At 39.6% G+C, this 23901-nt stretch carries 22 protein-coding genes and 1 rRNA gene; 10 read left to right on the top strand and 13 right to left on the bottom strand.

Translation table 11 applies throughout. The annotated features are described in order from the left end of the window. Entirely contained in the window at positions 1–1560 is a 1560-nt protein-coding gene (gene porX / locus J0A69_RS21010; protein WP_206588601.1) for a T9SS response regulator signal transducer PorX, read from the bottom strand. 59 nt (positions 1561–1619) lie between these two features. Here porX and J0A69_RS21005 point away from each other — a divergent pair, with 59 nt between their 5' ends. Genes J0A69_RS21005 through J0A69_RS20980 form a run of 6 tightly spaced genes read left to right on the top strand, consistent with a single transcriptional unit; the run spans position 1620 to position 7264 of the window. Next, entirely contained in the window at positions 1620–2852 is a 1233-nt protein-coding gene (locus J0A69_RS21005) for an HD domain-containing protein (protein ID WP_206588600.1), read from the top strand. Positions 2853–2868: 16 nt separating this feature from the next. Continuing rightward, positions 2869–3891 (top strand): UDP-3-O-(3-hydroxymyristoyl)glucosamine N-acyltransferase, encoded by a 1023-nt coding sequence (gene lpxD / locus J0A69_RS21000; protein WP_206588599.1) that lies wholly within the window; start codon positions 2869–2871, stop codon positions 3889–3891. Positions 3892–3930: 39 nt separating this feature from the next. Then, on the top strand, positions 3931–5325 hold the full coding sequence (locus J0A69_RS20995; RefSeq protein WP_206588598.1) for a bifunctional UDP-3-O-[3-hydroxymyristoyl] N-acetylglucosamine deacetylase/3-hydroxyacyl-ACP dehydratase: 1395 nt from the start codon (positions 3931–3933) through the stop codon (positions 5323–5325). Beyond that, entirely contained in the window at positions 5322–6101 is a 780-nt protein-coding gene (gene lpxA / locus J0A69_RS20990) for an acyl-ACP--UDP-N-acetylglucosamine O-acyltransferase (RefSeq protein ID WP_206588597.1), read from the top strand. The genes J0A69_RS20995 and lpxA overlap by 4 nt, the downstream gene beginning before the upstream one ends. A 2-nt stretch (positions 6102–6103) precedes the next feature. Next, positions 6104–6724, top strand: a complete 621-nt coding sequence (locus J0A69_RS20985) for an ABC transporter ATP-binding protein (RefSeq protein WP_206588596.1) — start codon at positions 6104–6106, stop codon at positions 6722–6724. Between the two features lie 57 nt (positions 6725–6781). Then, a complete protein-coding gene (locus J0A69_RS20980) occupies positions 6782–7264 on the top strand; it encodes a hypothetical protein (protein ID WP_206588595.1) in 483 nt (160 codons plus the stop codon). A 49-nt stretch (positions 7265–7313) separates the two neighbouring features. Here the strand turns inward: J0A69_RS20980 and J0A69_RS20975 are convergent, their stop codons facing one another. Both J0A69_RS20975 and J0A69_RS20970 read right to left on the bottom strand, forming a co-directional pair. Then, a complete protein-coding gene (locus J0A69_RS20975; protein WP_206588594.1) occupies positions 7314–9701 on the bottom strand; it encodes an endonuclease MutS2 in 2388 nt (795 codons plus the stop codon). After that, the gene (locus tag J0A69_RS20970) at positions 9701–10060 is read right to left on the bottom strand and encodes a DUF4296 domain-containing protein (RefSeq protein WP_317194893.1); all 360 of its coding nucleotides are present in this window, start codon (positions 10058–10060) and stop codon (positions 9701–9703) included. Before J0A69_RS20970 ends, J0A69_RS20975 begins: the two co-directional genes overlap by 1 nt. Before the next feature lie 106 nt (positions 10061–10166). Between J0A69_RS20970 and J0A69_RS20965 the strand changes: the two genes are divergently transcribed. The 4 genes from J0A69_RS20965 to hemN all read left to right on the top strand — a co-directional run bounded on the left by J0A69_RS20965 (position 10167) and on the right by hemN (position 14431). After that, positions 10167–11045, top strand: coding sequence for a DUF58 domain-containing protein (locus J0A69_RS20965; protein WP_206588593.1), 879 nt, complete (start codon positions 10167–10169; stop codon positions 11043–11045). Next, a complete protein-coding gene (locus tag J0A69_RS20960) occupies positions 11038–11934 on the top strand; it encodes a hypothetical protein (RefSeq protein ID WP_206588592.1) in 897 nt (298 codons plus the stop codon). Before J0A69_RS20965 ends, J0A69_RS20960 begins: the two co-directional genes overlap by 8 nt. Further along, the gene (locus J0A69_RS20955; RefSeq protein ID WP_206588591.1) at positions 11915–12958 is read left to right on the top strand and encodes a vWA domain-containing protein; all 1044 of its coding nucleotides are present in this window, start codon (positions 11915–11917) and stop codon (positions 12956–12958) included. Before J0A69_RS20960 ends, J0A69_RS20955 begins: the two co-directional genes overlap by 20 nt. Before the next feature lie 114 nt (positions 12959–13072). Further along, positions 13073–14431: an oxygen-independent coproporphyrinogen III oxidase gene (hemN, locus tag J0A69_RS20950; RefSeq protein WP_206588590.1), complete on the top strand. Its 1359-nt coding sequence runs from the start codon at positions 13073–13075 to the stop codon at positions 14429–14431. On the opposite strand, the gene J0A69_RS20945 is transcribed toward hemN, so the two are convergent. The 10 genes from J0A69_RS20945 to rrf all read right to left on the bottom strand — a co-directional run bounded on the left by J0A69_RS20945 (position 14428) and on the right by rrf (position 23900). Next, a complete protein-coding gene (locus J0A69_RS20945; protein ID WP_206588589.1) occupies positions 14428–15132 on the bottom strand; it encodes a sulfite exporter TauE/SafE family protein in 705 nt (234 codons plus the stop codon). The genes hemN and J0A69_RS20945 overlap by 4 nt on opposite strands. Further along, positions 15129–15557, bottom strand: coding sequence for a FixH family protein (locus J0A69_RS20940; protein ID WP_206588588.1), 429 nt, complete (start codon positions 15555–15557; stop codon positions 15129–15131). Before J0A69_RS20940 ends, J0A69_RS20945 begins: the two co-directional genes overlap by 4 nt. A 12-nt stretch (positions 15558–15569) precedes the next feature. Beyond that, positions 15570–16985: a cytochrome c oxidase accessory protein CcoG gene (gene ccoG, locus J0A69_RS20935; RefSeq protein WP_206588587.1), complete on the bottom strand. Its 1416-nt coding sequence runs from the start codon at positions 16983–16985 to the stop codon at positions 15570–15572. Between the two features lie 48 nt (positions 16986–17033). Next, positions 17034–17957 (bottom strand): cytochrome c, encoded by a 924-nt coding sequence (locus J0A69_RS20930; RefSeq protein ID WP_206588586.1) that lies wholly within the window; start codon positions 17955–17957, stop codon positions 17034–17036. Next, a complete protein-coding gene (locus J0A69_RS20925) occupies positions 17954–18136 on the bottom strand; it encodes a cbb3-type cytochrome c oxidase subunit 3 (protein WP_206588585.1) in 183 nt (60 codons plus the stop codon). The genes J0A69_RS20930 and J0A69_RS20925 overlap by 4 nt, the downstream gene beginning before the upstream one ends. Before the next feature lie 12 nt (positions 18137–18148). After that, on the bottom strand, positions 18149–20281 hold the full coding sequence (ccoN, locus tag J0A69_RS20920) for a cytochrome-c oxidase, cbb3-type subunit I (RefSeq protein ID WP_206588584.1): 2133 nt from the start codon (positions 20279–20281) through the stop codon (positions 18149–18151). Next, positions 20274–20462 (bottom strand): cbb3-type cytochrome oxidase assembly protein CcoS, encoded by a 189-nt coding sequence (gene ccoS / locus J0A69_RS20915; RefSeq protein ID WP_206588583.1) that lies wholly within the window; start codon positions 20460–20462, stop codon positions 20274–20276. The genes ccoN and ccoS overlap by 8 nt, the downstream gene beginning before the upstream one ends. A 1-nt stretch (position 20463) precedes the next feature. Beyond that, positions 20464–22893: a heavy metal translocating P-type ATPase gene (locus J0A69_RS20910; protein WP_206588582.1), complete on the bottom strand. Its 2430-nt coding sequence runs from the start codon at positions 22891–22893 to the stop codon at positions 20464–20466. 72 nt (positions 22894–22965) lie between these two features. After that, positions 22966–23592, bottom strand: coding sequence for a hypothetical protein (locus tag J0A69_RS20905; RefSeq protein ID WP_206588581.1), 627 nt, complete (start codon positions 23590–23592; stop codon positions 22966–22968). Between the two features lie 199 nt (positions 23593–23791). Continuing rightward, positions 23792–23900, bottom strand: a 5S ribosomal RNA gene (rrf, locus tag J0A69_RS20900). Position 23901 lies beyond the last annotated feature (1 nt).

Below are 23901 nucleotides of genomic sequence, written 5' to 3'. Positions count from 1 at the left end.
TTACTTTTTTGGTGACAACTGGATGATCGGAATGATCATTTCCTCCAAAGATACACCTCCATGTTGAAAAGTATCCTTGTAGAAGTTGACATAATAATTGTAATTATTCGGATAGGCAAAGAAATAATCCTCCACGGCAAAAACATAACTGGAGGAAACATTCAATCTCGGCAGTTTCGCGTCTTCTGGTCTTTTGATTTCAAACACCTTTCCTCCTTCAAAATTCAGGTTCTTGCCCTGCTTGTAGCGAAGGTTGGTAGTAACATTTTTATCACCAATGATTCGATAAGGTTTATTGACACGCTTAGTTCCATGATCAGTTGTTACGATGACATCAGCTCCAGCATGATGGATTTTCTTAAACAACTCAAAAAGAGAGGAGTGCTCAAACCAACTTTTAGTCAAAGACCTGTAGGCGGATTCATCAGGTGCTAATTCCCGGATCATTTTCATGTCTGTTCTCGCATGAGACATCATATCCACAAAATTGTAAACCAGCACATTCAGATCATTTTGCATCAATTGATGAAACTGCTCCACCGCAGTTTTTCCCTGCTGTGTCTGTAGGATTTTTTGATACGAGGATCTAATAGAAAGTCTGTTTTTCTCCAGATTTATTTTTAACCAATCCTCCTCAAAATTATTCTTCCCTTCGTCGGAGTCTTCATCCTCCCAGAATTTAGGATAAAAACGTGCCATGTCCATCGGCATCATGCCGCTGAAAAGAGCATTTCTTGCAAAAGCAGTAGTAGTCGGAAGAATACTATAGTATGTCTCCTTTTGCTCCACGTTAAAATATGCTGACAATAAAGGCTCAATATCTTCCCATTGGTCCAATCGGAGATTATCAATGACTATCAAAAACAAAGGTTTTCCGGGCTGGATTTTTGGAAAGACTTTGGTTTTTAGAACTTGATGGGAAAGCAAGGGCTTATCCTTGTTTTTTTCTTCCATCCAGTCGATGTAATTGTCTTTGACGAATCTGGCGAAAGAGGAATTAGCTTCTGTTTTTTGGGTTTCCAGCACTTCAATCATGCTTTTGTTTTCAGTTGCATCAATTTGCATTTCCCAGTAAATCAACTTTTTGTAGATATCAGACCAGTCTTGATGGTCTTGAGCATCACCAAAAGCCATACTGATCTTCATAAATTCCTGTTGATAATTCAGCGTGGTTTTCTCATCTATCAGCTGTCTGTTTTGAAGAAGTTTCTTGACAGAAAGCAGGATCTGATTGGGATTTAATGGCTTGATTAGATAATCTGCGATTTTGCCACCGATCGCATCATTCATGATGTGCTCTTCCTCAGATTTGGTAATCATCACCACGGGAATCTGAGGTTTGATGATTTTGATTTGCTGCAAAGTTTCCAAACCAGTCATACCTGGCATCATTTCATCTAAAAAAATCACATCAAAATTATGAGCCTCTACTTCATCAATGGCATCGACCCCCGAATTGACGGTAGTGATCTCATATCCTTTCTGTTCGAGAAATAAAATATGGGGTTTGAGCAAGTCGATTTCATCATCTGCCCAGAGTATATTGAACTTTTGAGACATATCAGGTTCAGTTTCTTTTAAAATTATAATTACTTTTGAGTCAATCAAATCAGGCCTCATTGAAAAGCCAAAAGATATTAAACGACCCGGTTTACGGATTTATCACAATCCCGAGCGAGTTGATTTTTACAATCATAGATCACCCTTATTTCCAGAGGTTACGCAGAATAAAACAACTGGGTTTGACTGACTTTGTCTACCCGGGAGCACTTCATACTCGATTCCATCATGCCATCGGAGCAATGCATTTGATGAGCATTACGCTCGATAATCTACGCATAAAAGGAACAGAAATAAGCAACAAAGAATACGAAGCAGCACTGATAGCCATCCTGTTGCATGATATCGGGCATGGGCCATTTTCTCATGCTTTGGAATATAGCCTTCTCAAAAATGTCCCGCATGAGCGCTTATCCATGTTGATTATAGAGCTTTTGAATGAGGAATTGGATGGAAAATTAGAGTTGGTTTTAAGAATATTTAAGAATACTTACGAGCGAAAGTTTTTTCACCAGCTAGTTTCTAGTCAACTTGACATTGATCGACTGGACTATTTGCAACGGGATTGTTTTTTCACAGGTGTTTCCGAAGGCACGATAGGTGCAGACAGGATAATCAAAATGATGGATGTCAAAAATGACCAGGTTGTCATTGAAGAAAAAGGAATTTATTCCATCGAAAACTTTCTAAGCGCGAGAAGGCTTATGTATTGGCAGGTTTATTTGCACAAGACAACAGTCAGTGCAGAAAAAATGCTCATCAATTTGATACAACGTGCCAAGATGCTTCGCCAGGCTGGTCAACAATTTACGATAACTGATGAATTTGATTTCTTTCTGAATCACAACCATACGATGGAGGATTTTCAAAAAAATCCGGCTATTCTAAAGCAGTTTTTGGAAATGGATGACTTGGATATTTGGGGAGCAGTCAAACTTTGGAAACGGCATCCCGATTATGTCTTGAGAAATATTTCCAATATGTTTTTGACAAGAGACCTTTTCAAAATCACGCTTACAAATGAGCAGTTTAGTGAGGAGGAAATTGCAGAAATGAAGCTCAAAACGATCAAAAAACTGGAAATTTCGGAAGAAGATCTTGAGTATTTCTTCTCGCATGGTGCTGTGAGCAATTACGGATACCTAGCTAAGGACCGGATCAATATCTTGACAAAGAAAGGAAAAGTGATTGACGTTGCACAGGCTGCTGACCTTCCAAATATCAAGGTCATGAGCAAAATCGTCGAGAAACATTATATATGTAAAGCCAAAAGCTTAAATTCAAATTTCTAATTCGTCCAACCAACATATGGAATTTACTTTAGGACAAGTGGCGTCCATCCTTCAAGGAAAAGTAGAAGGAGATGAAACCCAAAAAGTCTACAGATTAGATAAGATTCAGGAAGGAAAAAAGGGAGGCATCAGCTTTCTCTCGAATGAAAAATATCAATCTTTCATTTATGAGACGGAAGCAACAGCTGTAATCGTTTCAGAAAATTTTGCCCCCGCAAAAGAATTAAAAACTACTTTAATCCGAGTAAAAGACGCATACTCCGGCTTCACCACCTTGCTCGAAGCTTACAGCCAATTCTCCAAATTGAGTTTGGTTGGAATTCAAGAGCCTTCTTACATAGATGAAAGCTCAGAAATGGGTGAAAATGGGTTCAGAGGTGTTTTTTCACATATAGGGAAGCATTGTAAAATTGGATCTGGAGTAAAAATTCATCCCCAAGTATTTATTGGTGATAGAGTAAAAATCGGTGATAATTCAATTATCCATCCAGGAGCAAAAATCTGCTCTGATACAGTTATTGGAAGTAATTGTGAAATCCATCCAGGTGCAGTAATTGGTTCTGATGGATTCGGATTTGCACCTCAACCTGATGGAAGCTATAAGCCAATTCCTCAAATTGGAAATGTAATCATCGAAGATCATGTTAGTATAGGTGCAAATACCACGATTGATTGCGCCACGATGGGATCCACGATAATTAAAAGAGGGGTCAAAATTGACAATCTGGTTCAGATTGCTCATAATGTAGTCATCGGTGAAAACACCGTCATTGCTTCTCAAACTGGAATCTCTGGTTCAACAGAAATCGGTAAAAACTGTGTGATAGCAGGTCAGGTTGGAATCAGCGGCCATATCAAAATCGCTGATAGAACGACAATTGGAGCCAAAACCGGTGTTTCTAAATCGATTAAGAAAGAAGGAGAAACACTTTTTGGGTACATAGGCATGGAAATGAAAGGCTTCCTTAAATCCTATTCAATTTTCAAAAATCTGGAACTCATCGAAAACCGTTTAAGAGAACTAGAAAAAAAGCCGTAAATTCGCACCCTTAATCATCCTGAAAGTTTAAAATATCAGATGAAGGTAAAACAACATACCATCAAAAAGCAGGTGGAGCTATCTGGAGTAGGTTTGCACACTGGAGTAATCTCCAACATGACATTCCTTCCTGCCCCACCAAACCATGGAATCAAGTTCCAAAGAGTTGATCTGGAAGGTCGTCCTACTGTCGATGCAGATTGTGATTTAGTAGTCGATGTTTCAAGAGGAACTACTTTAGAGCAAAATGGAGCGCGTGTGTATACCGTGGAGCATGTTTTGGCTGCTTTGGTCGGTATGGAAATTGACAATGTTTTGATTCAGCTTGATGGACCTGAGCCTCCAATTATGGATGGTTCTTCCATTCAATTTATAGACGTTTTGCAAGATGCTGGATTGGAAGAACAAAACGCATTGAGAAGATTTTTTGAAGTAGAAGAAAGTATCCAATACAAAGATTCTTCCCGAGAAGTGGAAATGGTAGCCTTACCAACTGACAATTATAGAGTAACTGTCATGGTGGATTACAATTCTCCAGTTTTAGGAAGTCAGCATGCTTCGATTACAGACATCAGTCAATTCATTCCTGAAATTGCTTCTTGTAGAACTTTCTGCTTTTTGCATGAATTAGAAATGCTTTACAATTCCAACCTGATCAAAGGCGGGGATTTAAATAATGCCATTGTCGTAGTAGACAGAGTGGTGGAAGAAAAAGAATTGGTTCACTTGGCCAAAATGTTTAACAAACAAAAGGTCGAGGTCAAGAAGGAAGGCATTTTAAACAATGTAGACCTTCGCTATCGAAATGAACCGGCAAGACATAAACTTTTGGACGTTGTAGGAGATTTGGCATTGGTGGGCAGGCCGCTTAAAGCTCAGATTTTGGCGGCTAGACCAGGACATGCTGCGAATGTGGCTTTTGCCAAAAAGCTAAAAAGAGCAATGGAGAAATCGGGGTCTTCTCACATCCCGCATTATGACCCAAAACTGCCTCCAGTGATGGACATCAACCAAATCAGCAATATTTTACCTCATAGATATCCATTCCAGTTGTTGGATAAGATCATTTATTTGGATGAGACTGTTGTAGCTGGTGTAAAGAATGTAACCATAAACGAGCCTTTCTTCATGGGCCATTTCCCTGGAAATCCTGTGATGCCTGGTGTAATGCAAGTAGAAGCTATGGCTCAAACAGGTGGTATTCTAGTATTGAGCACTGTAGATGATCCTGAAAATTACTGGACTTACTTCCTAGGAATAGAAAGTTGTAAATTCCGTAAAATGGTATTACCTGGAGACACTCTAATTTTTAAATGTGAACTTTTGGCTCCTATCAGGAGAGGCATTGCTAAAATGCGAGGAGAGGCTTATGTCGGAAACACATTAGTCTGTGAAGCAGTTATGACAGCCAGCATAACCAGAAAAGAATCATGATAAGCCCTATGTCCCATGTAGACCCAAGTGCACAATTGGGTGAAAATGTACGAGTGGATCCTTTCACAATGATCCATGAGAATGTTGTTATTGGCGATAATACTTGGGTAGGACCGAATGTCACCATATTTCCTGGAGCAAGAATTGGCAAGAACTGCAAAATTTTCCCTGGAGCTGTAGTTGCTGGAATTCCGCAGGATTTGAAATTTCAAGGTGAAGAATCAACTGTTATAATTGGTGATAACACTACTATTCGTGAATGTGTCACAATTAGTAGAGGTACAGTTGACAAGCAAACCACAGTGATTGGTAGTGATTGTCTTTTGATGGCTTATGTCCATGTTGCGCACGATTGTGTGATTGGAAGTCATGTTATCATTGCAAACTCCGTACAGATTGCGGGACACGTTTCTATAGATGATTGGGCAATAGTAGGAGGATCAAGTGCTATCCACCAATTTGTAAAAATCGGAATGCATTCCATGGTTTCAGGTGGTTCATTGGTAAGAAAAGATGTTCCTCCATTTACCAAAGCAGCTAGAGAGCCTCTTTCCTATGCAGGTGTAAACTCTTTGGGATTGAGAAGAAGAGGTTTTTCCAGCGAATCAATTGCGCATATTCAGGAAGTTTATAGATATCTTTTCTTGAACAGCATGAACAATAGCCGGGCTCTGGAAGAAATCGAAATCAACCTCCCTGCCACCAAAGAAAGAGATGAAATTCTAAATTTCATCCGTTCATCAGAACGAGGTGTTATGAAAGGCTATATCAATTAATTATGCTAAAAATCCAACTTGAAGAGGCTACCAAGCGCTTTCAATACGAATGGATTTTTAAAAACCTGAATTTAACTCTTGAATCAGGCCAATCTTTGGCTGTAACAGGAGGAAATGGTTCCGGTAAATCAACTTTATTAAAATGCTTTTGCGGAGCGATTCCATTGACTTCGGGCAAAATCAATTATACTCTTGAAAACCAGTCAGTCTCTGATTCTGACTGGTTTTCTCATTTAACTATTGCCGCTCCTTATATGGAGCTTCCAGAGGAGTATTCTTTGAAAGAGCTACTTGAATTTCATTTCAAATTCAAGACTTGCCTTCCTAGCTTATCCATCTCAGAAATCATAGAAATCCTATACTTGGAGTCCCATGCGCAAAAATCAATTTCGCAGTTTTCATCCGGAATGAAGCAGCGGGTCAAATTAGGTCTTGCGTTATTTTCTGATGTTCCACTCATATTTTTGGATGAACCCACTTCCAATCTGGATAAAAAGGGAATCCAATGGTATCAAGACTTAATGGAAAAATACCTTCAAGATAGAATTGTTGTGGTATGCTCAAATGAGCCAAGGGAATATGAGTTTTGTACTCAAAAAATAAGTTTAGAGGATTATAAGTAAGTATTAGGTTTCACATTACTTCCGTATATTTAAAATTCTTGATTCAATTGACTAGTTATGAAACTATCTAAATTTAAAATCTTAATGCTTTTGTTGTCTTTGGCTGTGATGCAAAGCTGTGGGGATGATGCGCCAAAACCTGTTCAAAAAACGGCGGAAGAACTAGCTATTGAGGCTTTAACAGGAACTGGCACCTTGACATGGGGAGTTTCCGGTGGAGGCTCTGTTAAAAGAGATGGCACCACAGTAACTGATTTATACCAAAACTTTGAATTGATTCTAAACGCGGGTTCCTCAAAAACCTACAGCAGTAAGAATAACAATGACTTATTTGATGCATCTGGAACATGGTTATTTGCAGGATCCAACTTCGATAAATTTACTTTATCAGGATCGAAACCAGCTGCAACAAGGGAGATCTCATTCACTAGAACCGGAGATAATCTAAAATTATTATTCACCATTCCTGCTCCTGGAGCAAGGATCAATGGTGTTTTCGCAGTTGCCGGGTCTTATGAATTCAATCTCTTGAAAAAATAAATCCAACATTCTGAAATATAGAAAAAGGGAGCCTATCAGCTCCCTTTTTCTATTTTAGTGTTACTAGAGTTACCCCCGCACCACCTCGGTCAGCATGTTCATCCTCCATTCTGCCAACCTGAGGCATGTTTCTAAGCAAATTTCTGGTGATATCTCTTAAGATTCCGTCCCCCTTTCCATGTACAATTCTCAGGTCCTTTACACCAAACATAAATCCTTCGTCTATAAAAGTCTGGATCATTGGCAATACTTCTTCCCCTCGTTTTCCTCTTAGGTCGAGATTGGGAGAAAAATCCATCAATTTTTCATTGGTATTGTAATTTCCCCGACTTGCTACCGACTTCAATTCCTTTTTCATTTGAGTCTGAGAAATCTTCTCCAGTCTGGACAATTTCACATTGGACTTAAGTTCTCCAATAGATATCTCAACTTCTTTATTCTTGACCTGAAGCACTTGGGCAATGGCTCCATTGTCTTTTAATCTGACCCAATCGCCTTCTGCTATTTTCCCTCCTACTACAACAACTTCAGGATCTTTTGGAGCAACTTTCTCAGGTTTTATTTCAGCTTTGAAAACTTCTAGCTCTTGCCTCAATTGTTTGGTTGCTTCTTTCTCAGCTTTTCCTTCTTTGATCTGGCGAATAGTCGCTTCGATTTTTTTATTGGTTTGATCTAAAAGCGATTTAGCCTCTTGCTTAGCCTCTTGAATGTATCTTTTCTTTGTCAGCTCTAGAGTCTCTTTTAGCTCATTGTATTCTTTCAAACGAGTTTTGAGCAATCTTTCCTTGGCTTTGGCATCAGCCAACAAGCTATTGTACTGGTTTTTTTCATTTTCCAACTGTGTCAAAAGCCTGTCATACCTCACTCGTTCTTCTCCGATGTTATCTTTGGCATATTGAAGAATTTCCTTTGAAATGCCGATTTTGGAAGCAATTTCAAGGGCAAATGAAGAACCTGGCTTACCGATTTCAAGCTGGTACATCGGCTCCAATTTATCTACATCGTAACGCATCGCACCATTGACCAACCCTTGATTTTTATTGGCAATTTGTTTCAGATTTCCATAGTGTGTGGTCACGATTCCGTAAGACCCAAGCTTATTCAAAGCCAATAAAATAGACTCAGCAATTGCTCCTCCAAACTGCGGTTCCGTCCCTGTTCCAAACTCATCGATGAAAAGGATGGTACGCTTGTTTGAAAAAAGCGTGAAATGCTTCATACTCATCAAATGAGAACTGTAAGTACTCAGATCATTTTCCAGGTTTTGTTCGTCTCCGATATCTATAAAGAAGTTATCAAAAAGAGAACTTTTAGAATCTGGATGCACAGGAATCAGCAATCCACACTGCAGCATGTATTGCAATAAAGCCACCGTTTTCAGGGTAACAGACTTACCTCCGGCATTGGGTCCAGAAATAACCAAAAGACGTTCATGACCTCCCAATTTCACGTCTAGAGGAACGATTTTCTTGTTTTGGCTTTTCAATGCCAATTCCAAAATTGGGTGCCTGGCTCGAGTCCAAGTAAGCTGCCTTTCCTTGGTGATCTCAGGTTTTACACTTTCTGTTTTCTGCGCAAATTTTGCCTTAGCCCTTATGAAATCCATCAACCCCAAATAATTGGTTGCTTTCCTAAGTGCTGGAATGGCTGGACGGAGTTTATCTGTCAGTTGCGTGAGAATTTTGATGATTTCTCTTCGCTCCATGTATTCCAGATCGCGGATCTCATTATTGATATCCAATGCTTCTTCTGGCTCCATGAAAACAGTTTGACCTGTGGCAGACTCATCATGGATAAATCCTCGAAGTTTTCGCTTGTTTTCTGCCGCGATAGGAATCACCATTCTTCCTCCACGGATAGTCATAGCCGAATCTTCCGGAGTCAGTCCTTTTGCTCGGGCTTCCCTGAAAATCCTTTCCATGACTTTTCGGAGCCTTCCTTCTTCAAAAATGATTTGGTTTCGAATCAATTGAAGATCCTTACTCGCGTTATTTCTGATTTTTCCTTTCTCATCTATGACTTGCTCAATCGCTTTCAGCAAGCCTAGGTCTAAATCCAATAACATCCCCAGCAATTGACCTAGTGCGGGGTATTCCTCTCCGAATTTTTGGAAAAAGCTGATGCAGCCTTTCAAAGTATATAAAGAAAGCTTTACCTCATGAAAATCCTCCTGATCAAGGAATGCTCCTTCCAGTTTTGCTTTCTCTAGGTAAGGATGAAGGTTTGTAAAATTGGAAGAGGGAAATGCTTCCCCGGAAATTAAAATCTTAAAAAATTCATCTGTCTGGTCCAAAAGCTTGGATACCAAATTGAAATCAGAGGAATATGAAATTTTGTCTATAAAACTCATCCCAAGAGGAGAAGTACATTCCTCTTTGAGTAGTTCTTTGACTTTTATGAAATTTATCTTTTGTTCTAAATTGGAAGGGTATAGCATTAGAAAGGTTCTCCTACATCTTTTTTGACTCCAAAATTCTCTTTAGAGGCGAGCGAATCCAGTACCTGCGCGTACATTTTATCCATTGTGGCCGGAAACTGAAGGTAATAGCGAAGGCTTTCCCTAAAAACCGTATCTTCTACTTGATGTTTAATAAAGACTTCTTTTTCCATTAAGCTGTATAAAACTCCCGAAGAATCGTAAGACACTGGTATTGCACTGGCAATCCCTTCGGTTATGTGTATATCTATCAGGACGTTGACCATTTCTGCTTCAGAAAGCAGTCCTTCAGGCTTTTCTTTTTCGCCGCAGCCTGTCCATAAAAAAAGGCTAAGGCAAACTATCATCAATCGTTTCACAGTTCAAAATTATGGTTTTTTAACGGATTTTTCTTCCACCCTTCATATAACACAAATTTTATAATTCAACCTAGTACTATAACTTAGGCGGTTCAAAACACCCGGAATGAATCAACTATTCAGTAAGCTTCGAAAATATGAGATTATGATCCGAAAAGTGGCAAACAACCACTTGCAAGGAGAATACCAATCTCTTTTCAAAGGCTCCGGTTTGGAGTTTGATGATTTGCGTCCCTATCAATACGGAGATGACGTCAGAACGATCGAATGGAAAGTTTCTGCTAAGGGTCATGGAACATTCGTAAAGACCTTCAGAGAAGACAAAGATCAATGTGTTTATTTCTTATTGGACATCAGTGCCAGCCAGGATATCGGGCAAGTTGGAAATAAAAAAATAGATCAGGGAAAAATTATCGCCGGGGTTTTGACTCTTGCAGGTGTATTTGATGGAAGTCAAGTCGCTCTAATCAGTTATTCAGATCAAAAAGAAAATCTTATACTACCGGCAAAAGGTCCAAAACAAGGAGTGAAAATGGTCAGGGGAATTTTCGAACATGAAAATAAATCCCTGAAAACCGATCTGAACTCGATGTTTACTTTCGCACTTAACCTGATCAAAAAACGAAGTGTAATCATCGTCATTTCTGATTTTATCGATGAAGGTTATGAAAGACCTTTCCGGGCTTTAGCAGAAAGACATGACTTGGTAGCAATCCAGTTAACCGACCCTAGAGAATCGGCATTGCCAGCACTGGGGATTATTCCGATCTATGACAAAGAGCAAGGAAAGACTACTTGGGTAAATACCGCTTTTGGAAGCTTTTCCAGAAAAATCGCTGATACATTTACTTCTGAAAGAGTGAACCTGAAAGAGATTTGTAAAAAAAATCAGATCAATTACCTCGCTATTGACACTACCCAAGATATTGTTGCTCCACTCATTGAATTATTTAAGTACAGAAATAAAAGAATGAAACGTGGGTAAGATCGGTAAACTTCTTTTTTTATTCCTGTTGCCATTTGCTACTTGGGCTCAAGAAGTGGAAGTTAGTGGCTATTTCCTTCAGGATTCAGCGAAATTGGGAGAGCGAGTAGGATATGTTTTGAAAGCCAGATATCCTGAACAAAAACAACTGATTTTTCCTGATTCCCTATACGACTATTCTCCTTTGGTGCTTCTAGAAAAGAAAACTTTCATTTCTAATACACTGGCTGGAATCACCTTAGATAGCGCAGTTTATTACGTTTCTAACTTTTCCCTTGAACCTAGTGTCTACTTGACGCTTCCGGTGTATGAAGTAGCACGGTATGATAGTATCACCCATTTTCCTTTAGAAGCTGAGTTAAAACTAAAATTGACTTTGGATAGTATTCCGGAGCAACCTGTCTTTCAGGAAAACAATGTTTACCAACCTTTGGAAAAGGATTTCAACTGGATCATTGCGGGTCTAATTATCGGAGGCGTCCTTTTACTATTGCTTGTTTTTTACTTCTTGTTTGCAGACAGAATCAAGCAACTGTGGAAAGATCGAAACGAAAGAAGACGCTGGAAGCAGTTTGAAAAGAAATGGATCAAACAGACTCAGGCCCTTACCCAAAATCCTTCCTTGGAACTTGCGGATGAGGTTCAGGGATTGTGGAAATCATATATGGAATACCTCACGAAGCAGCCATTCCAAGAGTGGACTTCGAGTGAGATTGGTGAGAAAATGGAAGATAAAGAGGTATTTAGAGCTTTGCGTGCCATTGACATGATCATTTACGCAGGTAGCTCCGAGAGGAGTGAAGAGGCGACTACTTACCTTTTGCAAGTAGCAAAAGAAAAGCATTTGGAAAAACTAAACCATGAGAAGCATGCAAGAGCAACTAGCTGAGTTTTTTAGCTGGTCTTGGTTTTTGCCTGAGACCTTCCAAACCTACGAGTGGGCTAACCTCTGGATTCTGAATTTACTTTGGATCATTCCAGCTTTTATGCTTTTCAGGAAGTTTGTCAAATTCCTGAAAAATCCTGTTCTGGAATTATCCCTTCCAAAAAGCGTCGCTAAAAATAATCCCTGGACTTATTTAAGATTGATTCCTACGGGATTCTTTTTCCTTTCCATGATTATGATTGTCATTGCGCTGGCGAGACCACAGCGAAGCAACGAGCGTGTAGAACAATTCACAGAAGGTATTGACATCGTTTTGGTCATGGATATTTCTGAATCCATGGATTTACAGGACTTCAAACCCAACCGTTTGGAGGCTGCAAAAAGTACAGCCATTGACTTTATCAATGGGCGTTTTGGAGATAGAATCGGAATGGTTGTTTTTGCAGGAGAGGCATATTCGCTGGCTCCGCTAACCAATGATTACAAGCTATTGACGGATTTGATAGAGGACATATCTTTCAATATGATGGAAGCCAAAGGAACTGCGATCGGCTCTGCCATTGCCTCGGCAACCAATAGAATGAAAGAATCTGAGTCTGCTTCAAAAGTATTGATTCTCTTGAGTGACGGAGAAAGCAACGCAGGAAATGTTGATCCCTTATTCGCAGCACAACTTGCTTCTGCTTTGGATATCAAGATTTACACTATTGCAGTCGGAAAAGATGGGATGGTTCCTTATGGAACTGATTTCTTTGGTAGACCTCAAATGGTAGAAAGCTACTTGGATGAAACTACTTTGAGAGAAATCGCAAAAATTGGAAATGGTGAGTTTTTTAGAGCTGCAGATGGAGGAACTTTGGAAAGTATTTTCGAGAGAATTGACACTATGGAAAAAGCGGAGATTCTTGAGAACCGATACAAAGAAACCTCTGATTATTACCGAATCTATTTATTCTGGGCCATGATGTTGTTCTTTGTCTGGTTGCTTTTGAAAAGTAGTTTCCTCAATAACTTCCTTTTGGATTAATCCGCATATCCTGTTTCAAGAATTTCTCAATAGCTGATTTTAATCAGGTTTTTGACTTATTGAGATCACAAAAACCCCAGGAAAATTCATTCACTTTTGGATAAAGAAAGTGGCATGAAACTATCAGCAGAGTTAATTGAAAAGTATAACAAACCCGCACCTCGCTACACATCCTATCCCACCGTACCGGGCTGGGAAAACAATGTAAACTCAGAAAGCTGGAAAGATCTCGTAAAAAAAGCATTTCTCCAGTTTGGGCAAAAAGAAGGAATCACGCTCTACATTCATTTGCCATTTTGCGAAAGTCTGTGCTCGTATTGCGGCTGTAATAAGCGGATTACAAAAAACCATGGAGTTGAAATTCCATATTTAGATGCTGTTTTGGCAGAATGGAAAATGTACTTGACCCTTTTTGGAGAAAAGCCAAAATTGTCAGGTGTCCATTTGGGTGGCGGCACTCCCACATTTTTCAGTCCAGAGTCTTTAGAATATTTCCTTTCGGAAATTCTTGAAAATTCCATTGTTATGGAAGATGCTGAATTCAGTTTTGAAGGACATCCCAACAATACCACTTTTCATCACCTCAAGGCATTGAATCAATTGGGTTTTGATAGAGTTAGTTATGGGATTCAGGATTTTGATTTGCAAGTGCAGAAAGCAATTCACCGAATCCAGCCTTTCGAAAAAGTTGTTGAGGCTACCTTAAATGCTAGAAACATAGGATATCATTCTATCAACTTTGATTTAATTTATGGGCTTCCTCATCAGACTAAAGAAAACCTTTCTGAGACATTTGAGAAAGTGAAAATCTTAAATCCTGACCGAATCGCATTTTATTCTTATGCGCATTTACCTAGCGCCTTCCCAGCTCAGAAAAGCTTTGAAGCATTCTTACCAGATGAGTTTGAAAAGAGAGCACTTTATGAATTTGGAAGGGAAAAACTTGTGGAAATGGGTTATGAAGAAATCGGTATGGATCATTTTGCAAAACCGGAAGATCCACTTTGTGAAGCCAAAAGAAATGGAACCTTACATCGAAACTTCATGGGTTATACTACTTCTCCTTCCAAGCTTTTGATAGGACTCGGAGCCAGCAGTATCAGTGAAGTGTATTTTGGATATGCTCAAAATGAAAAAAGCATTGAGGAATATAAAAACCAGATTTTGGAAGATGGATTAGCCATTCAAAAAGGTCATAAAATGACTCAGGAAGATATTCAGGTTCGTGAAATTATCCTTGATTTAATCTGTCGGCAAGAGGCATTTATCCCGGCGGGGATTTGGGAGAAATTAGGTTCAAAACAGATTTTCAACCTCAAAGAAATGGAATGGGAGGGTCTGGTGAAAATGGACAAAGAACTGCTCGAGGTTACGGACTTAGGGATGGCAGTTATCAGGCAGGTGTGTAAAAATTTGGATTTGCGCCTTGCTCAACCGGGACATGAAAACAAGATTTTCAGTAAAGCTATTTAACGGCAGATAGTTATTTCCACCCGCTGAGATCCATAGTTAAAAACCTGCAACTCGGGGCTAAAACCATGGATTCCAAGGCCGAGTCCTCTAAAAATAAACAGCACTCCAATCACAATTCCCAAATATGGGATCAGTGATTGGAGTTTTAATTTTTTCTGAAATTGAAGAATGGATCCTGAAATCATCAGCATTAGTAAAACAGGAACAGTTCCGATGCCAAAGAAAAACATGTACTGAGCACCAAGCCAAGGACTTTGCAATCCGATAGCAGCTACCAAAGCCATATAAACCATCCCACAGGGAAGCAAGCCATTGAGTATGCCTGTGAGAAAATAAGATGATGGCCTTCCTGATTTCAATGATTGTCCAAGCATTCTTTTGATCCAGCAAAAAAAGGCTGAAAAAACAGGGATAGTGCTAACCTTCTCTGACTTTTTAAAGCTGAGTGCCATAATTAAAATCAATACTCCCATGGCGATGGAAATGCCTTGTTGGATCCCTGCCAAGGCTAAGGAAAAGCCCAAACTTCCAACGATTAAGCCTAACAAGGCATAGGTTAGACTCCTTCCGATATGATAGATGACTTTATTCCCTAAAAATCTTTGCTTATTGGCTCCACCTACTGCCAAGGCAATAGGTCCGCACATTCCCACACAATGGAAGGAACCTAAAAAACCCAATAGAAAGGCAGTCCAAATCATTTAAAGTCTAGCTTTTTCTCCTGATAATATTCTACTCCATTCTCCACCCAATTTACTTGGGCTTTCCAATAGCCTGATTTCAAGCCACCGATAGGTATTTCTATCCTCCCTGAAGATTTCCCTTCCAATTCTACCTTTTGATCCAGCGATGCATCAGATGGCCTAAATAAATGCAAAGTCCCTTTAGAACCACCCGGTAGGTCCACCCAAACCACTCTTTCTATTCCATCGTAACTGATGACATCCTTTTGATTGTCTAGTGTGGCTTGTTCTTTATCAATCTGGTTTTGATAGACTATTTCTTTTTCATAATATCCTTCAGTCACTAATTCAATCCCATCCATTCGAACAGATATCACTACCATAGTCATGATGACCAGGATAAATCCGATAATTGACAGCAAAATTCCTTTTCCCCAATTCATAGTTCTTTATGTTTATTTGTTTACAGGTGCCATAAAATTGGTCCTGATTTCACCGAATTCTTCTCCTCCGGCACTTAATCTCAAATCAACCTTCTCCTGTGTCGCTGTGACATCCGCTTGATTTCTGACTAAGAAAAACCTCCCTTCAAATTTTGTCTGTGGCTCCAATGTCCAATGTGTATCTCCTACGATCTCCAATTCCAATCCTTCTGTCAATGGTTTTAATTGAACTGTTTGAGGTTCAAAAGTCTTGTTGATCAAAGTTATTTCATAAAGGTTTGACACCTTACCGTCTTCCCTCATCTGATAGGTCATTCCTGGAAATCTAGTAATTGTCCCATTTATAGGCTCTCTAGTCGCAATCAGGCTGACAAATGCTGCGATCAATATCACTAAAACGAATATATAGGCTTTGACTCTTCCTGTGATCAATTTTTGAAAACCCTCTTTGATACTGTTTTGGGATGCATACCGAATCAAACCCTTGGGTCTATCGACTTTGACCATTACTTCATCGCATGCATCGATACAAGCTGTACAATTGACACATTCCATCTGGATGCCGTTCCGAATATCAATCCCAGTCGGACATACCTGCACACATAAGCTGCAATCCACACAATCACCCTTAGGGGCTAATTCTGTTTGGTTTTTCCGAATCGGAGATCTTGGTTCTCCTCTCACATAATCATACATCACATTGATGGAGTTATTATCCAAAAGGACACCCTGCAATCTGCCATAAGGGCAAACAACCAAACAGGCTTGCTCTCTGAACCAAGAAAATACGAACATGAAAATCCCTGAGAAGGCAATCAAACCAATGAAACCTGCCATATGAGCTGATGGTGGCTGAGTAACCACCTGAATCACCTCATCCACCCCGATCAGATAGGCCATTACCAGATGACCTATCATCAGAGAAATAACTAGAAAAATTGTCGCTTTGGAGCTTTTCTTCCAGATTTTCTCAGTTGTCCAAGGAGCTTCATTTAAAGCTCTTTGTTGATTTGCATCTCCTTCTATCCAATATTCTATTTTGCGGAATACCATTTCCATAAACAGCGTTTGGGGACATGCCCAACCGCAAAATACCCTACCGAAAATCACTGTAAAAAGGATTACAAAAACGAAGAAAATCAGCAGCAGGAAAATCAATAGATAGGTATCCTGCGGCCAAAACACTGCTCCGAAAATGATAAACTTCCTTTCGAAAATATTAAACAGTAACCAAGGTCTTCCATCCACTTTGATAAAAGGACCTGCGAACAAAATCCCTAAAAGCACCCAGGATAAATAGGTTCTATATTTATAAAACAGCCCCTTAACTTTCTTAGGATAGACCCAATTTCTTTTCCCATCCTCTTGGACTGTGGCCAAAGCATCACGAAAGTTTTCTGGAGCAAGATGTGGGTTCTTCTTTGCCATAGGAAAGGCGAATTGCAGCCGGAGAGTTTTTACCCTCCGGCTAGGTAATTAATTCATTGCTGCTAAGACCGCAGTACTATCAACTTCTACAGTTTCCATTTCGGAGTTAGCTCCTGGGATTTCACCTTGTGGAGCTTTTGGATTTGCTGGTGTTGTACCTTTCAGGCTTAAGATATAGCTGGCAACATTCTGGATTTCCTCAGGACTCAATTGATCTTGCCATGGGACCATCCCTTTGGAAATCACTCCATATTTAATAACAGAAAATACCTCGTTGATTTTATTTCCATGAAGCCAATATTCATCCGTTAAATTTGGACCAACTCCTCCTCCTCCGTCTGCAGCATGACATGCAGCACAATTCCCTTCAAAAATGGTTTTACCTGAAGCCAAAGCTGCCGCTGATTCATCATAAACAACCGTACTTTCATCAATGCCTGCGGCAGCATTCGCTTTCCTTTCAGCTGCCGCAATAGCCTCGATTTTAAGTTCTTCCTCATACTCTTCTACGCCGGTTTTTCCATAACCCAACACTGAGTAATTAATGAAATAACCAACTCCGAAAATAGCTGTAAACAAAAACACATATTGGAGCCAAGGAGGCATAAAATTATCGAGCTCAGTGATGCCATCGTAGGAATGGTCTGTCATCTCTTTCTTTTCAACAGCTTCATCTTCCACGTCACCAGTGATGAATTTTTCTTTGAAAGACTCCCACCAGCTCGGTTCCTGAGCCAAAGCAGGATTTTGCTGCTTGAATACTGCGGTAATGAATGACATGAGGTAAATCATCAAAACCAGAAGTAAAATAATTACTCCCAAAATCACAGCAATAATCACCAATAGCGTCAATTGATTCCCATCCATTTCCATTAGTTTGTTATAGACAGTACCTTCTTCGGCTTGTGCAAAAACAGCATTTGATCCCATCAGGCAAGCAAATGCAATAAGTAAGGTTGATATTTTTTTCATGGCTCGTTATTGGTTAATTCATCCTCATCCATTGGCAAGGATTTCATGTGGTCTATGTAGGTTTTTGGCACTTTCACCACCCATAAAAACATCGCCACAAAGAATATCACGAAGATGAGCAAGGAAATCACTGGGTAGATTTCGATGTTTTCTATTGATCTTAAAACTTCTTTATACATGATTGCTAAGGATTAAGGGTTGTTGTTTGCGGTAGCTTTGATATCCGTACCCAATCGCTGCAAATAGGCAATCAAGGCAACGATTTCCGTATTTGGCATGACTTCGACTCCGGCATCTTTTAGATTGGCAGTGATTTTAGCTGCCTGCGCTTCTAGATCTTCAGTAGCTTTTTGATCATATCCTTCAGGGTATGGCACTCCTAGCTTTTGAAGAGTTCTGATCTTTGCCGGTAAATCTGAATAATCCATTTCATTTTCTACCATCCAAGGGTAAGGAGGCATAAAAGATCCGGGTGACATGCTTCTTGGATCCATCATGTGGAAATAATGCCAGCTATCAGGATACTTTCCTCCGATTCTATGAAGATCTGGTCCAGTACGTTTAGAGCCCCAAAGGAATGGGCGATCATAGACAAATTCACCTGCTTTTGAATATTCACCGTATCGCTCGGTTTCGAACCGGAATGGTCTGATCATCTGTGAATGACATCCCACGCATCCATTTTTGATGTAGAGGTCTCTGCCCTCCAATTCCAAAGGAGTGTAAGGTTTAACAGAACTGATGGTAGGTACATTTGACTTCACCAGAATAGTAGGGATGATTTCAATTGCACCCCCAATTGCAATGGCGATAGTTGCCAAGATTGTGAAAAACACAGGCTTTCTTTCCCAGGCCCGGTGCCAGAATTCTCCAGCAGGCTTGTAATTTTTGGCAAGGGCAGGTGCGGAATCTTCTTCAGTTTCCTGAAAAACTCCTTGCTTAGCTGTCTTCCACATATTGTAAACCATGATGACAGCACCACTTAGATACAAAAGACCACCAAATGCCCGCAGCATGTACATTGGTACTAATTCAACAACGGTTTGGAGGAAGTTTCCATAAGCTAACCTTCCCATGTCATCAAATTCTCTCAACATCAAGAATTGAGTCAGAGCTGCCACGTACATCGGCAATGCATAGAAAATGATTCCCAAAGTCCCCATCCAAAAGTGGGTATTCGCAAGCTTCGTTGAATAAATTTTTGTCTTGAAAAGTCTAGGCCACATCCAATAAAGCATCCCAAAAGTCAAGAATCCATTCCATCCCAAGCCACCAATATGTACGTGAGCAACGATCCAATCCGTATAGTGGGCGATCGCATTTACGTTTTTCAAAGAAAGCATCGGCCCCTCAAAAGTGGACATCCCGTATGCAGTCAATGCGACAACCATAAACTTTAGGACAGGTTCATTACTTACCTTGTCCCACGCGCCTCTCAAAGTCAACAAGCCATTGACCATACCTCCCCAAGAGGGTGCAATCAACATGACTGAGAAAGCTGTTCCCAAGACTTGAGCCCATTCTGGCAATGCTGTGTAAAGCAAATGGTGAGGTCCTGCCCACATGTAAATAAAGATCAAGGACCAGAAGTGGACAATGGAAAGTTTGTAGGAATAAACTGGTCTATTGGCAGCTTTTGGCAGGAAATAATACATCAAACCCAAGAATGGGGTTGTCAGGAAAAATGCCACTGCATTGTGTCCATACCACCACTGAACCAACGCATCCTGAACTCCTGCATAGGCCGAGTAGCTTTTGAGGAATGAAACTGGTAAAGCTAGAGAGTTGAAAATATGAAGGACAGCAACCGTCACGAAGGACGCCATGTAAAACCAAATGGCCACATACATGTGTCGCTCTCTTCTTTTGATCAGAGTCCCGATCATATTGGCACCAAAAGCTACCCAAACCAAAGCAATAGCTATATCAATTGGCCATTCCAGCTCCGCATATTCTTTGGAAGTAGTCAAACCCAAAGGAAGTGTGATGGCTGCTGCCAAAATGATAAGTTGCCATCCATAAAAATGGAACCAGCTGAGTGACTTATTCCACATCGGCGTCTTCAGCAATCGCGGCATGGAGTAATAAACACCTGCGAAAATCGCATTTCCCACGAATGCGAAGATGACCGCATTTGTATGCAGTGGTCTGATTCTTCCAAATGTGGTATATGGATTCCCTAAATTGGCTTCTGGTAAGAATAACTGCGTTGCCGCAATGACTCCTACGAGCATCCCGACTAGCCCCCAGATAATGGTGGCTGCTCCAAAATACTTGACAATCTTATTGTCGTAGTGGAACGTTTCTAAAGTAGAATCATTCATAGGACTTAGGTTTTGTTGGTTGATCTTTTTTTACTTTATTTTTCTGACTATCAAATAAAATCCGCACCGAAGGGGTATAATCATCATCAAATTGGCCACCTTTCATTGCCTTGAAAAAGAGGAATAAAAAGCCTCCTGCTAATAGCAAACTGACACCTATCAAAAGAAATATCACTTCCATTTCAGTCTTGCTTTAGTTTGATTAATCCTTTTTTTAGGGCCACTAGGTTGGTGGTGACTGTGGTGAAAACCACAACAGAAATACTGCTCAATGGCATAAGCACCGCACAAATAATTGGGCTCAAAAGACCTTGCACAGCCAATCCTACTCCTACTACATTGTAGGCGAAACTCAATAGGAAACTCATTTTGATGATCGTTCTATTGGCTTTGGCAAAGGCCAAGAAATCGGGGATCTTTTCCAGAACTGAGGCATCAAGGATGGCATCACTAGCAGGAGAAAAATGGCTTACCTCTTCTGTAACTGCTATACCTACCTCACTTGCCTGCAATGCCCCAGCATCATTCAGTCCATCACCAACCATTAAGGTGTGATATCCTTGATTTTTCAGCTTAGATAGATATGCCAGCTTATCATTGGGGCTTTGATCAAAATTGAATTCAACTTTCTCTCCTAACTTTTCCCTCAGAGAAATCTGTTCATGATTTTGGTCACCAGACAACAGGTGAAGGTTGTAATCGCCCTCCAGTTGTTGCATAATGCTAGGAGCACAAGGTCTAAGTCCTGATTGGATATGGAAATATCCTACTGGTATTTCTCCGATGGTTAAAAAGACAAGGTTACCATCTATTAATTCAACCTGATATGGGAATCCTGTAAACTCAGAAGATCCGAGCCTTATTTGTTCTCCTTGATAGATACCCTTGATTCCAAACCCTTTTATTTCTTTGAAATCTTCTATCGAAATTGATTCTATGCCGCCAAGCCAATGGTTGATTCTATTACTTAGAGGATGAGTGGATTTTGAAACCATTGCTTTCAGAATTCTTTTTGTTTCCTGAGTTAGTGGTTCTCCTATAAATTCTATTTTGGCGTTGGCGGGTGAAGTGAGAGTCCCTGTTTTATCAAAAACAAGCGTGTCTACTTGAGCCATTTTCTCTATTACACTTGCATTTTTCAGGTATAGTTTACCCTTTCCAAATATTCTTAAGGTATTTCCTAAAGTAAAAGGTGTAGACATTGCCAATGCGCAGGGGCATGCAACGATCAAAACTGAGGAAAAAGCTTTGACCGCTAGAGAAAAGTCTTGGAGACTCCAATAAATAAATGCTGAGAAAGCGATGGATAAAACCGCCCAGGTAAAAACTCCACTGATCTTATTTGCCAAAGGTTCGAGATTACCGGATTTTTCCTTATCAAAGGCATCATTATTCCATAAATCAGTCAAATATCCTTGAGAAGGCATCTTTTGAACAGACAATAGAATGGGGTCACCTAATTGTCTTCCACCTGCGTAGATGGTTTCTCCCTTTGATTTAGAAACAGGAACCTCTTCTCCTGTTACAAAACTGTAGTCAATATTTGCTCTTGGACTCAGAAGAATAGAATCTGCAGGTATTAATTCTTCGTTCCTGATCAGGATCAAATCTCCTATTTCCAGTTTTGAAATAGGAACCACTTTTTCCTGGTCTTGAACCAGCTTAGTTACTGCTATAGGAAAGTAAGATTTGTAATCCCTTTCAAATTCAAGGGTAGAAAAGGTCTTTTGTTGATAGACTTTTCCTAAGAGTAAAAAGAAAATCAAGCCGCCAAGGCTATCCATAAAGCCGGCATTTTGATTAATGAAGATTTCCCAAAGGGAATAAAAAAATAGTGCTATGATTCCCAGGACAATGGGAACATCCATATTGATTCTCCTTTGCTTTAAGGAGTTCCAAGCAGAAGAATAATAGCTTCCAGCTGCATAGAAGACAACGGGCAAAGCCAGTATTACATTTAGATAATTGAATAATCCTTTAAAACCTTTGCCAAGTAATTGGGCTTCAGAAAAATATTCAGGCAAACTGAAAAGCATCATATTCCCAAAACAAAAGCCTGCAACAGCCAATTGGGTAATCAACTTTTTATCTAAAGTATTCTTTGAATTTCTTCCTTGGTCTGCGAGATTAATTTTTGGTTCGTATCCTATTGTGGATAAAAGGGTAACTAATTCTTTTAGAGATATTTTATTCGAATCAAATTTGACTTGAACCTTTTTCTTTAAAAAATCTACCCTACTGGAGATAATTCCAGAATTAATCTGAACCAGATTTTCAAGCAACCAGATACAGGAAGCGCAATGAATCATGGGTATCAAAAAAGTAACATGAGATTCGTCAGCGCTATTAAAATCCAACAACTGATTTTGAACATCTTGATCGTCTAGAAAGTCAAATCTATTGCTTCTGGATTTTTTTGCTTTTTGAGACTCTCCTGGAAAAGATTCTAATTGATAATAGCTACATAAATCATTTTCAGATAGAACTTCATAGACCAATTTGCAACCTTGACAACAAAATTTCTTTTCATCAAAACAGATTGTATTGTCAATACATGCCTCACCGCAGTGGTAGCATTTTGTAATAGAGTCTTGTATTGGGCTGCTAATCATGACTCAAATTTCTTATAAAAAAGAATGGTTAACTACAATAAAAACATGATTAAAGTCAGTAAATAACATGAGTTATAGAGATAAGTAAAATGATAGATTTTCATCCCAAATCCCCGCGCTGTAAAAATTGAAAAGTATTTTTGACAAGTCAGACTGATGCTTTTTACTGACGATAAGCATCGTGCATTTATGCTTTGTCGCATAAGACCAGAAGTCTCCTATTTTGGAAAAATTCAATTTGATAAATGAAGTTTCCTTAGTGGCTTGACTTACTTTTAAGATTACTTCTTCCTCTTCTTTTAATCTTGATTTGGGGATAAAACTCGGAGAAATAATGGTTGCCTTACTTTCTTTAATCAGGTCTTTAAATAATTTCAAAAAATGGTCAATCAGATAGACCGAAGAAGCTGTCCCATCATAATAGAATAGGATATGCTTGGTAGAAAAATTAGAAACGTAAAGTAATACGGGAGTCCCACAAGGTTCATTTTCCATAACCCTGGGAAAGGGATGATCAAGCAACCATTCTAGGACTTGATTAAGATCTATAGCAATCAATGAAACTAATGAATTTTCAGTCCCGTCAGGAATGTTTTGGGATCTTGGATCAAATGAAGAAGTTAGAGTTTCGCTATAAAACTCATTCAAAAAATGGTCAGGTATTTCAAACTTATTTGTAAAGCGAGTTTTGGTCTCCATGGAAAAAACTTTTCCCAAAACTATAGGATGTAAAAATGCTAGATCATGATGATTCCCATTAAGGAATATGATAAAAATCAGCTTAGCTTATTTCCCAAAAAATAATAGATATAAGGAAATGGGATTAAAAAAATATAGATAGAATCAAAACCCCTCTAAAACCAAAAAGCCCTTTGGGGTTTCCAAAGGGCTTAGAATAATGTGGCGGCGACCTACTCTCCCGGGTGTAACCCCAGTACCATCGGCGCTGCAGGGCTTAACTTCTCTGTTCGGGATGGGAAGAGGTGGGACCCCTGCGCTAGGCCGCCT

The sequence above is a fragment of the Algoriphagus pacificus genome (genome assembly GCF_017254845.1).
GTDB lineage: Bacteria > Bacteroidota > Bacteroidia > Cytophagales > Cyclobacteriaceae > Algoriphagus > Algoriphagus pacificus.
Note: the sequence above shows the minus strand (reverse complement) of the source record. Positions and strands in the feature narration are given on the sequence as shown.